The following is a 12,209-nucleotide window of genomic DNA, read 5'->3' as shown; positions in this document are numbered from 1 at the left end:
GTCCCTCACGACTCTATTATCTCACTAAACTTCGTAAGGTCAATCTATCTATGCCCTCAGAAGTTGGTTGCGATCTGAAATAGCTATCCTAGCGAAGGAAAAAATGTCACTTCTTTTGTTTTTTGACGATTTTTAGTCAATAAACCGGAAAACCTGCCAATGTTAAATCACTGTTAAATCTTTTTAAAAGCTTGGACTACTCGCCATAATTTGGCTATTTTCATAAGTATTAATACTTGATGAATTGATTCCATAACATATAGTGTTAAGTTAAGTCTTCAGAAATTCTCGCATATACTGATTCACCAACTCAGGCTGTTCTTGCTGCACCCAATGACCACAATTAGGAATATATTTGATTTGAAAGTCCCTGACATAGGCTACAGTGTCGTAGGTTAGTTCTTTGCCGAGTGCAGTGTCATTTTCTCCCCAAATCATCAGCGTTGGCACTTCTAGAACGCCCCAATTTGGATTTAGCATTCTCTGTTGAAAAATATTGCGGTAATAGTTCAACATTGCTGTGAGGGCACCGGGTTTTGCAGCAGCATTTTTATAAGCGCCAATATCCGCTTTAGTGAAAGCACTCTTGTTAACTGCTGTACCTTTAAAAGCTGTTTCAATAGCTTGGTAGTCTGAAGATTGTAAAAGTAATTCTGGTATCCACGGTAGTTGAAAGACAAACACGTAGTAACTACGCAGCAACTGTTGGGGAGTGCGTAACCCTTGGGCAAATTTGGCAGGATGAGGCAGGTTAAGGATAATTAATTGCTCCAGCATTTCGGGATGAGCATAGGCAAAATTCCAAGCGATCGCACCACCCCAATCATGTCCAACTAAAACACACTTTTGATATCCTAATCCTTTAATTACTCCCTCAACATCTTTGATAAATTCATTCATTACATAAGCTGATTGCTCTGTTGGTTTATCACTATCGTTGTAGCCACGCAAGTCAAGGGCGACGACTTTAAAATCTTGGGCAAATTCTGGTATTTGATGCCGCCAAGAATACCAAAACTCAGGAAACCCATGCAACATCAACATTAAGGGGCCTTCACCTTCGGTAACGTAGTGTAGTTTCACCCCATTAGTAGTTATATATTCGTGTTTCCAAGTCACTTCTATTACAGACATATCTAGGATTTTTTGTAGGTGATAGTTATTATGTGTAATATGTTTCGTCAAAACATCTGCTAAGAGATAGTTTTAAAAGGGCAATAAGATGATTATTTGAGACACAAATAAAATGGGTGCAATAGAAACGCGTGGTATTTGGTTAACCACTACTGATAGTAAAGTTCTAAAGTCAAAGCAACGCATTGCTGAGGCGATGGATTTTCTTGCTGAGACGGGATTTAATGTGGTGTTTCCCGTGGTTTGGAACAAGGCTGTAACTCAGTATCCTAGTCAAACAATGCAGCAGACTTTTGGAGTCGAAATTGACCCTATGTGTGTAGGACGCGACCCTTTAGAAGAAGTGGTGGTTGAGGCGCGGCGAGTTGGGTTGAAAGTCATTCCTTGGTTTGAATACGGTTTTGCCAGTTCCTATAATTTGAATGGCGGTGTACTTTTACAGAAAAAACCGGAATGGGCTGCGCGTGATTGTAAGGGCAACTTACTGAAGAAAAACGGCTTTGAGTGGTTGAATGCCCTCGACGGACAAGTGCAGGAATTTTTGTTGAAATTGGTGCTGGAAGTTGTGAAAAATTATGATGTGGATGGTGTGCAAGGTGACGATCGCTTGCCTGCATTACCCTGTGAAGGTGGCTATGACGAGGGAACTGTCAGCCGCTATCGGCAGGAATTTAATCGCAATCCGCCACAGAATCCCCAGGATAGACAATGGTTACAGTGGCGTGCAGATATTCTCACTGACTTCTTAGCGCGTCTCTATCGGGAGGTGAAAGCGGTGAATCCTAACTTATTGGTAGCGATCGCACCTAATATCTATGATTGGGCATTCCAGGAATATCTGCAAGATTCACCCGCATGGTTGAAGCGGGGAATAGTTGATATGATTCAGCCGCAGATTTATCGCCGTGACTTTAGGAGTTACCGTGCGATCGCTGATAAACTAGTAACTCAGCAGTTCACAGATACGACGTTGCCCAAGTTAGCACCGGGAATATTAATGAAGCTTGGCAATTATTGTATTAGTCCAGAATATCTGGTGCAGGCAATTGAATACAATCGTCAACTTCGCATTCAAGGAGAGGTATTCTTTTTTTACGAAGGTTTGCGCGAGAATAACAATACCCTAGCTAAAGTTTTGCAAAATGGGCCTTATGCTAAGTCTGCATCATTTCCCACTCTGTCAGATTTGAGTGCGGGTGGTGTGAGTAACAAGAGGACATCTTCTATTTGGCGAGGAGTAGAAAGGTTGTTAAAAAATATTTTTTAAGGGAAAATGCGCGTGAAATCTCAATTATCGGTGGAACGGGTAATTAAAACTCTCAAACAGGATTTACCGACACTTTTTGAAAAAGATATTTCCTATGATATCTATACACAGGATATCTATTTTAAAGACCCGGTGAATACATTCAAATATAAATTTAACTATCGCATTATATTTTGGACTTTGCGATTTCATGCTCGGCTATTTTTTACCCAAATTTACTTTGATGTACATGAGGTTTATCAGTCAGCCGAAGATACGATTTTAGCAAAATGGACAGTGCGGGGAGTGTTGCGTGTTCCTTGGAAAGCTGGGTTGCTTTTTAATGGCTATTCAACCTATAAACTCAACGAAGATAATTTAATATATGAACATATCGACACCTGGGATAGAAAACCAGGGGAGATTTTACGACAGTTTTGGCAAAGGGGAGGAGAGAGCTAATTAGTTTCTAGATATTCGTTTTTTAGACGAAGAATAATTGAGATTGAAATAGGTTGTAAAATTTAGTTTAAATCAACTCTTTCTCTTGACTAAGATAATGATAAGCTGTTAATAAAAGTTAAGGTCATAAAAATGGAGAAAGCAGTAAAGTTAGAAGAAGCTCTTGAATTAGTAAAGCGGCTTTCACTAGTAGATAAGGTACGCTTGATTGAGCAAGTCGCACCGCAAATCGAAAGAGAGTTGACAATGATTCAGCCTAAACTGCGAAAGTCTTTGAGAGGGTTGTGGCGAGGTAGCAATATCAGTGAATCAGACATTTCAGAAATTAGAGAGCAAATGTGGGTAAACTTCCCTGGAAAGGACGTTTGATGTCTAATTTGGTAACGGATACCCATGCTCTGATTTGGTATTTAGAAGATAGTTTGCGTCTTAGTCCTGCTGCTAACCAGGCTTTTGAGGAGTGCGATCGCGGTGAAATTGTTATTTACATCCCAACGATTTGCCTTGTAGAAATTGTTTATTTACAGGAAAAAGGACGTATATCAGCGGATATGAAGTCTCAGCTAGATGCTGCATTAATAGCTGGGACTAGTGGAATGATTCTAGCAAATCTTACAGATGAGGTAGTTACAGCATTGGCAACAATACCACGAGACAGTGTTCCTGATATGCCTGACAGAATTATTGCAGCCACAGCTAAGTATTTAGGTTTACCCCTGATTAGTAGAGACACTAGAATGCCTTTATCTGGGGTAGCTATAATCTGGTAGGATGAGAATCTTTGTAATTGGGTATGACAAAGACTACTGGAAAATGACCCTTACTTTTAACTCAGACGTTTACAGTCAATTGCTGTCTCAATATCAACCTCGGATTATTAAGACAGAAGAGGAAAATGAGAAGTTTTTGGAAACTGTTGAAGAACTGCTTTCTCGTTCTCATCTGACTTTTGAAGAAGATACTTTGTTGGAATTATTGGTAAAACTGATTGAGGATTTTGAAGAGAAGCACTATCAGCTTAATGTTTCAACACCTCGCTCAAGACTCTTGCATTTGATGGAAGCTAGGAGTTTGGAAAAATCTGATTTGGTAGAAATTTTTGGTTCGAGCGAGATTGTTACTAAAGTAATTAATGGTGAGTTAGGAATCACTAAAGAACAAGCTGAGGCTTTGGGAAAACTTTTTCACGTTGATGCAAGTTTGTTTATTTGTTGATTTTCTAGATGGTAAAAGTATAGAAAAAGCTAGAGAGGAATTATAAAATGATTTACTAGGTAATAAAACTATAGAAGAAATTTAGTGTGCGATAGCCTTCTTTAACTTTTCCCAATACCGCCAAATCTCGACAAAACCCTCAAAGACTAAGCATTCTGAGGGTTTTTGTTATGTGAAAAATACCATGATATCAAGTCATTAGCTGGCTAGCATTTAAAGTTTCTACGGCATAAGGTTTTCCTGTTAAGTCGCTGAATTCTACTTCAAAAACTCCACGTTCATATTCTTCTACAATCGTTCCTACTTGACCGCGATGCAATCCCAATTCTGGGAAGTCTTCGGTTAGGGCAACCACATCTAATAATTTCATTGGTATTACCTCATTGCTTAGATTATATAACAGGTAACTAGGCGGGGGAAGCCTTCATTATTACGCACTATCCAAACACTTTGAAAAGACTAAGATTTCATCACCGGATATTGTTTCAACACTTGCTGCAAATATTGCCCAGTATAAGACCGGGGATTTTTTGCAACTTCCTCTGGTGTCCCCACAGCAATCAATTCTCCCCCTTTATCGCCACCTTCTGGCCCCAAATCTATCACCCAATCAGAACAACGGATTACATCTAAGTTGTGTTCAATTACTAATATTGAATTACCTTTATCTACCAACCTTTGCAACACATCTAACAATTTGTGGACATCGTAAAAAGATAACCCTGTTGTCGGTTCATCGATTAAATAAAGTGTCTTACCTGTGGCGCGTCGAGATAATTCTGTGGCTAATTTCACTCGTTGCGCTTCACCGCCAGATAAGGTAGTCGCAGGTTGTCCTAGTTGGACATAACCCAACCCAACATCAAATAAAGTTTGCAAACGCGCGATCGCTTTGGGAATATTTTGGAAAAAGTCTAAACTTTCCTCAACTGTCATTCTCAAAACATCAGAAATAGACTTATCTTTGTATTTCACTTGCAATGTTTCGCGGTTGTATCTCGCACCTTTACAAATTTCGCATTGCACGTAAACATCGGGGAGAAAGTTCATTTCAATAACATTCACACCTTGTCCGCTACAAGCTTCGCAACGTCCACCTTTAACGTTAAAAGAAAATTGTCCAGGTTTGTAACCCCTAGCTTTGGCTTCTACTGTTTGCGAAAATACATCTCGAATAGCATCGAAAATTCCTGTGTAAGTTGCAGGGTTAGAACGTGGTGTACGTCCAATGGGAGATTGATCGATAACGATCGCTTTATCAATCGCGTTTAATCCCTGAATTTTATCCAAATGTTTGGGTAAGGGAACTTTCTTAGTTAAATGGTGTTGCAGAGATGGGAACAGCAACTCGTTAATCAGGGTAGATTTGCCAGAACCCGACACACCTGTAATGGCGACAAGTTTACCTAATGGAATTTCTACATCTATATTTCTCAAATTGTTGCGATGGGCATTTTTAATTCCTAAACTGCGCCCATTTCCTTCTCGGCGTTCTGGTGGTGTGGTAATTACTCGTCTTCCTGATAAATACGCACCCGTCAAGGAATCTTCGGCTGCTAGCAACGCCTGAAAATCACCTTGGGCGACAATATTTCCCCCGTGAATTCCTGCACCAGGGCCAATATCAACTATGTAGTTGGCTGCACGAATTGTTTCTTCATCATGCTCAACAACAATTAATGTATTACCCAAATCGCGCAATTTAGTTAAAGTTTTCAGCAACCTGCCATTATCTCGTTGATGCAATCCAATACTCGGTTCATCTAAAACGTAGAGAACTCCTGTTAAACCAGAACCAATTTGCGTTGCTAAACGAATTCGTTGGGCTTCGCCACCAGAAAGCGTCATTGCGGGACGATCAAGGGTGAGATAATCTAAACCTACATCTAACAAAAATTGCAATCTTGCTTTGATTTCTCGGAGTACTAAATCAGCAATTTGTAACTGGCGATCGCTCAACTGGAATTGATCAATTCTCTCCCGACAATCCCGAATTGATACGCTAGTTAATTCTAAAATTCTATATTGTCCTAACTTCACCGCTAAGGCTTCCGGTTTTAACCGTTTTCCTTTACAAACTTCACACGGTTGATCAATTAAATACTGCTCTAATTTTTGCTTAACTAATTCAGAACCACCCTCATACTGTCGTTGCAAAATGGGAATAGCGCCTTTAAAACTCTGCTTTCTCTGTGCCTCTGCGATTCGTTCATCTTTCTCTCCATACAAAACAATTTGCTGCTGTTCTTCTGTCAGCTTGCTCCAATTTGTCTGTAACTCAAACCCATAGCTTTGCCCTACGCTATAAAGTAATTCCAAATAATAAGAATTATCTTTTTCTGACCAAGGCGCGATCGCCGCATAAAGTGGCGCTTCCGAGTCGGGTATAATCAAATCAGGCGCAAATCTTCTTAAAGTCCCGATTCCATGACAGTGCGGACAAGCACCATAAGGTGAGTTAAACGAGAACAATCGCGGCGATAGTTCCTCCATCACCGCCCCATGTTCTGGACAAGCAAAGTTTTCCGAAAATACTAATTCTTCTTCTTTTTCTTGTCCGTCGTCACCAAGTAGACTCACAAGAATGGTCGCAATACCACCCGATTGTTTGAGACACGTAGACAAGGAATCAACCAAACGCTCTTGGATATCAGCCTTTTTCACCAAACGGTCAATTACGACTTCGATGGTGTGAGTAAAATTTTTATCCAATTCAATCGAATCTGACAGTTCGCGTACCTCGCCATTAATCCGCACGCGGACAAAACCTTGAGATGCCAGACTTGACAAAAGCTTACGATGTGTGCCTTTTTTCCCCCGGACAACGGGTGCAAGAATTTGGAAGCGGGTGCGATCGCTTAATTCCATAATCCGATCGCACATCTCATCGATTGTCTGGGGTGCAATACAGCGATCGCATATCGGACAATGGGGTTCACCTGCACGACCAAATAACAGCCGCAAATAGTCGTAAATCTCCGTCACCGTACCCACAGTGGAACGGGGGTTATGAGACGTTGACTTTTGGTCAATGGAAATTGCTGGACTTAAGCCTTCAATTGCCTCCACATCCGGCTTATCCAACTGTCCTAAAAATTGCCGTGCGTAGGCGCTGAGGGATTCCACATAGCGACGTTGCCCTTCAGCGAAAATGGTGTCAAAGGCCAGGGAAGACTTACCAGAACCAGAAACGCCAGTGAATACAATCAAGCGATCGCGCGGCAGTTCCAAGTCAATATTTTTCAGATTATGCTGCCTAGCACCCCGAATCCGAATCGTATTCTGGCTGTTGTGGCTGGGGTGCGGAAGATGTCCATTCAAGGATGCTGCTAGCTGTTGGTCTGACATATTGGGCGGCGAAGAGGGAGTTTCTGATGAAACAGTCCTTAATAATACTATCTTTAATTGGTTTATAGTAGAACAATAGTACTGTTTTAAATTGAAGTTGTACTTGACATATTCTGAATTATGCTAGCCAATGCCGCCACCCATGAAGTTACTTGGCAAAAGTTACCTGATGATTTTGTTTTAGAGAACGAGCCAGTGGATAACATTAATCAGCCACTATTGGCTGCTGCTTTAACAGAAAGCTTAGAACTTGCCAGCAGATTACCCGCCGATGCTTTAACCATCACTAACTACGGCATCTGCGCCACCTTAAATAATCGATTTGTGATCAAAGCGCCAGATTGGGGATATGTATCATCTATTCGAGTCTCACGAGAAGAAGTCAAGCGCAGTTATACCCCACGACTGCAAGGTGATATCCCCGTAATTGTGATGGAATTTATCTCAGATACCGAAGGTGGAGAGTATTCTAGTAAACCGACCTATCCCCCTGGTAAGTGGTTTTATTATGAGCAAATTTTACAAGTGCCAAACTATGTAATTTTTGAACCAGACGAAGGAGTTTTAGAAGTTTATCGGCGAGATGATTTAGGAAATTATGAACTGCAAACGCCGGATTCAAGCGATCGTCACTGGATTGCCGAAATTAATTTGTTTTTAGGCGTATGGGAAGGAAGCCGAGATAACCGCACAGGTTATTGGTTACGTTGGTGGGATGACAACGGCGAACTATTACTGTGGGGTTTGGAGTTAGCAGCAAAAGAACGGCAAGAGAAAAACGCTGCTCAACAGCGTGCAGAACAAGAAAGTCAGCGTGCAGAACAAGAAAGTCAGCGTGCAGAGCAAGAAAGTCAGCGTGCAGAACAAGAACGCCAGCGTGCAGAGAGATTAGCAGCTCAGTTAAAAGCGCTGGGAGTAGAACCGGAGATTTAACTCGAAACTCCGTGTTCGGTACTCGAAACTCCATGCTTGGAACTCGGAACTCCGAGATTGGTACTCGAAACTCCGTGCTTGGAACTCGGAACTCCGAGATTAGAACTCGAAACTCTGTGCTTAGAACTCGGAACTCCGAGCTTGGAACTCGAAACTCCGTGCTTGGAACTCGGAACTCCGAGATTGGAACTCGAAACTCCGTGCTTGGAACTCGGAACTCCGAGATTGGAACTCGAAACTCCGTGGTTGGAACTGCGATCGCATTTCTTTTTTATCAAGCGATCGCCTTTTACTCTATATTTAAACTCAGCATTACAGCAGGCGATCGCATTTTCAACTTTCTTAGGAATGATTCAGAATTGCTACAATAACTCCTCACTCCTGTACAGACGCGATTAATCGCGTCTTTCCAAACTCCAAACTTCTGACTTAGCACTCTTGATGTTGCGCTAGCCAATCGACAATCTGGGCATTGACAATATCTGGAACTTCATCATGGGGACAATGACCGGCATTAGGAATGGGAACAATTTTGATTTCTTTGCCATTCTCACGCGCCTCTTCGTAAATCTTTGCCCCGGTAATTGGTGTCCAAGGATCGTCAGCACCCCAAATTATTAAAAGAGGACATTTTACTTTAGGCAATAGTTCCTCTGGACTTGGGCCAGGAGGTGCGGTGAGAATGGAGGCAAAAACTTGTTGCGCTCCCGGATCGCAAGAGGGAGTATAAAGTAAATCGACTAATTCATCGGTGACGGCTTCCCGATCGCGGTAAACTTGGTAGAGGGTACGGCGAATTTGGGCTTTTTGGCGGATGCGATTATAGACAAATTTACCTGTAATTGGCGATCGCACAAACCGATTAAAAGCTGCCATCACAATCCGTAACGGCGGGTTCAATTCGTCTGAACGATGACTCAAACCACCCGCAGAGTTAATTAAAATACCACCAGCAGCAATTTTGGGATGTTCTACCAGTACTATCAAGCTCAAAAGTGCGCCAATGGAGTTGCCAATAAATACAGCAGGTTCGTGTATGTGTGCTGTGCAGAAATCTTTCAGCAGTTCCACCCAAACTTCCACAGTGTAATCAATTGGCGCTTTATCAGAACCACCAAAACCTAAAAGGTCTATGGCAAATACTTGGTAGCCAGCATTAGCTAAAACTGGGATATTTTTGCGCCAGTGTCCAATGGAAGCACCAAAGCCGTGAACCAGTATCAGAGGGCATCCTGTACCCATGACAGTATACTGAATTTTGTAGCCCTGCCAATTCCAAAAGAATTTTTCAAAGGCGTCTTGGGTTGCAAGCTCTTGTGTAGTTACAGTCATTAATAAGATTTATAAAGTCTTTCTTCACTATAGTAATCTTAATTCCTCGTTCCTATACTCCGTATGGGAATGCATTCATTGAGTCTCTGACTCAATTCAATTCTGACTCAATATTAGGACTTATGCACTGTACAAATTCCTCATGATGTGTATTAAGGATATTGAGGTTGTTTTAGGCTTTTATTAATTATCCTTTGATCGTAAATAGACCATATTGTAGGGGTTTAGCAATGCGCTTTACCCCTACGAAAGATGTGGTTTTTCACGTTATACATATTTACTATTTATTGTCAATGCGTAAGTCCTAAATATTTAACTGGAGGCAGCAGCCCCTAATCAGCCGTTCCCATCAGAGCATGGGAACGAGTGAAAATACTCGCGTGAGTAGCTCCCCAACCTACACATTTTTATTTTTGAGGCAAAACCTACGCAGTATTGCAATCCATCTTAATTTATTTAATTTCAGTGCGTTTCAACGTACTTTAGCTATTAGCCTGCAATAAATTGCAGGGCGGGAAAGCAACGCCAAACCCAGCTTTTAGGGATGGATGATTTAACCCATCGTGAATTTACCAACAGTCTCATTTTATTCGCCCAATTGTTTCCAAACTTCTCACTATTTTTCAACTAAGGGACTTCCAACAAATAAATTACCCAATCTTGTGGGGTGGGCATCTTGCCCACCTCTGGCTTAAGTCCCTCGTATCGCCCGCCCCACAAGAAGTAGTTAAGTATTTTTTTATTTGTCAGTCCCTAATCCCCATGAACAAGACGCCGGGAGGTATTCCCTATTTCAACTTAAATTCATCAAACTTCAATACTTCCGAATCCGGCTTGCGGGTATCAAAGCGATAACTACTTATTGTACCTGTCCCCGTATCAAAAATACTGAAAACCGTAATATCATTACTTGCAATATAAGGCATCGGCTTGCCATCTTCACCCAGCAAGGGAGCAATTGTTGGTACTATCGGTTCTAAACCATTGGGATCACCAAGCTTAACATAATTTTCTTGATATCCAATTGGCACTTCTCGCTTTTTGTCACCCCAAGCCGCGCCGTAAGTATTGCCCACATTAGATGTTTCCAGAAAGTGCATTCCACTGGCACTAACAAACCGGTTCCACAAATGGGAATGTCCATAGAATACCAATTGCACATTAGCCGCTTCTAGTAAAGGGACAACATCGCGGATAATATAATCTGCGTCTTTGGGGTACTCGTAACGCACTGCTTTGATATTATCGTTATCTCGTTCAATTATTTGTACTGGTTCTGTATAAGCCGGAACTATATTATCACCCAGAGTATGGGGCGGATGATGGAACATCACAACTTTGTATTTTGCTTGTTTAAACTCAGGGCTGTTGAGTTCTGCCTCTAACCAATTATACTGCTTGCTGCCTTTAGCAATTGGCTCATAAATCAACTGTCCATAACCCCAATCTTCAGGATTATTTAAATCCTTTTCTGCTTCTTGATATCTACCTTTACGCTTTCCATCTAAGCTCTTAGTGCGCCACGTATTCGTAGCGTACAGTACCACCAAACGCACATCACCAAAACTAACTGCATAATACCTTTTTCCCCCCTCTTTACTTTTTGGTAAAGAGAAAATCTCTTCGTAGGTATTAGTATTAAAAGAATTATCTATTAAAGACTTGTCCGAGTAGATTTTTTGAGCAACAACACGCCCAATTGTATCATCAAATTCACCATTTAAACTTTCCGTCCTGCCAAAGCGCCCCATCACCTCATGATTGCCAATGCAAGTAAACATGGGTGCATATTGAATTATTTGGCCACCAGTATAGGTTGTCTTAATACCGTCGTGCGTGATGTTATATTTAGCACGACCTTGTAAACCGGGAAACAACGCACCACCACTATTATCATCAAACCATTCTGAGGCGCGATCGCTAACATTGACCAAATCACCGGCAAACCACACTCCATCGACTCGTCCAACCGTTTCTACCACCTTTTGCAGATTTGCAGATGTCATCGGCTTTAATTGATGGTCAGAGGTGAGTAAAATTTTTAATGGTGTATCCGGTTTTGGAGTAGCTGCGAGGCTAAAAACATCACTGCTAACACTTTCGCCGTCTTCTCGCACACTCGTAACCCGATAGTTTACCCGCAAACCAGGAGTTAACCCAGTCACCTCAGCTTCATGTCGCCAAATATCACGCTGGACAGGTTTTTGATAAACTTGGCCGTCTTTGGTTTGGTTTGCAACTCTTGACTCTTGGTCTTCACGCGTGCTACTGAGTTTGATAATATTTGCCTTAGCAGTTTGTTTGAGATTTTCCCCGTAGGTTACTGTGTGATTAACACCAAGAAACTCAGTAAACCAAACTACTCGCACTGAGGTTTCAGTTGGGAGTTGCAAAAATGGGTCAGTGAGTAGTTGCGGCGCTGATGTCATAATTGTTTGCCCAAATGAACGCACACTTACCAGAGTAAAGCATATAACAAGCACAAGCATAGCCACTAAGGAGATTTGACGGCGGCTTTTGCGTCTGAGCATGAGTAACA

Annotated in this window: 12 protein-coding genes; 7 read left to right on the top strand and 5 right to left on the bottom strand. The window is 41.6% G+C overall.

Features of this window, described 5'->3' with window-relative positions; genetic code table 11:
• Positions 1-270: 270 nt before the first annotated feature.
• Positions 271-1,134, bottom strand: coding sequence for an alpha/beta fold hydrolase (locus V7K15_RS29335; protein ID WP_334911434.1), 864 nt, complete (start codon positions 1,132-1,134; stop codon positions 271-273).
• A 112-nt stretch (positions 1,135-1,246) separates the two neighbouring features.
• Here V7K15_RS29335 and V7K15_RS29330 point away from each other — a divergent pair, with 112 nt between their 5' ends.
• From V7K15_RS29330 to V7K15_RS29310, 5 genes are all read left to right on the top strand, one after another.
• Positions 1,247-2,401: a glycoside hydrolase family 10 protein gene (locus V7K15_RS29330; protein ID WP_334911432.1), complete on the top strand. Its 1,155-nt coding sequence runs from the start codon at positions 1,247-1,249 to the stop codon at positions 2,399-2,401.
• Between the two features lie 6 nt (positions 2,402-2,407).
• Positions 2,408-2,842, top strand: coding sequence for a DUF2358 domain-containing protein (locus tag V7K15_RS29325; protein ID WP_442949727.1), 435 nt, complete (start codon positions 2,408-2,410; stop codon positions 2,840-2,842).
• 132 nt (positions 2,843-2,974) lie between these two features.
• The gene (locus V7K15_RS29320) at positions 2,975-3,211 is read left to right on the top strand and encodes a hypothetical protein (RefSeq protein ID WP_334911428.1); all 237 of its coding nucleotides are present in this window, start codon (positions 2,975-2,977) and stop codon (positions 3,209-3,211) included.
• Positions 3,211-3,612: a type II toxin-antitoxin system VapC family toxin gene (locus tag V7K15_RS29315; RefSeq protein ID WP_334911426.1), complete on the top strand. Its 402-nt coding sequence runs from the start codon at positions 3,211-3,213 to the stop codon at positions 3,610-3,612. Before V7K15_RS29320 ends, V7K15_RS29315 begins: the two co-directional genes overlap by 1 nt.
• Before the next feature lie 43 nt (positions 3,613-3,655).
• Positions 3,656-4,057, top strand: a complete 402-nt coding sequence (locus V7K15_RS29310) for a helix-turn-helix domain-containing protein (protein WP_334911424.1) — start codon at positions 3,656-3,658, stop codon at positions 4,055-4,057.
• A 190-nt stretch (positions 4,058-4,247) separates the two neighbouring features.
• Here the strand turns inward: V7K15_RS29310 and V7K15_RS29305 are convergent, their stop codons facing one another.
• Positions 4,248-4,427, bottom strand: coding sequence for a DUF4926 domain-containing protein (locus tag V7K15_RS29305; RefSeq protein WP_334911423.1), 180 nt, complete (start codon positions 4,425-4,427; stop codon positions 4,248-4,250).
• Between the two features lie 89 nt (positions 4,428-4,516).
• Positions 4,517-7,405 (bottom strand): excinuclease ABC subunit UvrA, encoded by a 2,889-nt coding sequence (gene uvrA, locus V7K15_RS29300; protein WP_334911421.1) that lies wholly within the window; start codon positions 7,403-7,405, stop codon positions 4,517-4,519.
• Between the two features lie 120 nt (positions 7,406-7,525).
• Here uvrA and V7K15_RS29295 point away from each other — a divergent pair, with 120 nt between their 5' ends.
• Both V7K15_RS29295 and V7K15_RS29290 read left to right on the top strand, forming a co-directional pair.
• Positions 7,526-8,338 carry a Uma2 family endonuclease gene (locus V7K15_RS29295; protein WP_334911419.1) on the top strand — a complete coding sequence of 271 codons (813 nt, stop codon included), beginning with the start codon at positions 7,526-7,528 and terminating at the stop codon, positions 8,336-8,338.
• Between the two features lie 57 nt (positions 8,339-8,395).
• Positions 8,396-8,737: a hypothetical protein gene (locus V7K15_RS29290; RefSeq protein ID WP_334911417.1), complete on the top strand. Its 342-nt coding sequence runs from the start codon at positions 8,396-8,398 to the stop codon at positions 8,735-8,737.
• A 30-nt stretch (positions 8,738-8,767) separates the two neighbouring features.
• Here V7K15_RS29290 and V7K15_RS29285 read toward each other — a convergent pair whose 3' ends face one another.
• The gene (locus V7K15_RS29285; protein ID WP_334911415.1) at positions 8,768-9,670 is read right to left on the bottom strand and encodes an alpha/beta fold hydrolase; all 903 of its coding nucleotides are present in this window, start codon (positions 9,668-9,670) and stop codon (positions 8,768-8,770) included.
• Between the two features lie 788 nt (positions 9,671-10,458).
• The gene (locus V7K15_RS29280) at positions 10,459-12,099 is read right to left on the bottom strand and encodes a metallophosphoesterase family protein (protein ID WP_334911413.1); all 1,641 of its coding nucleotides are present in this window, start codon (positions 12,097-12,099) and stop codon (positions 10,459-10,461) included.
• Positions 12,100-12,209 lie beyond the last annotated feature (110 nt).

The organism is Nostoc sp., from assembly GCF_036919815.1.
In the GTDB taxonomy this organism is placed as follows: domain Bacteria; phylum Cyanobacteriota; class Cyanobacteriia; order Cyanobacteriales; family Nostocaceae; genus Nostoc.
This window is presented reverse-complemented; position numbering and strand designations above follow the sequence as displayed.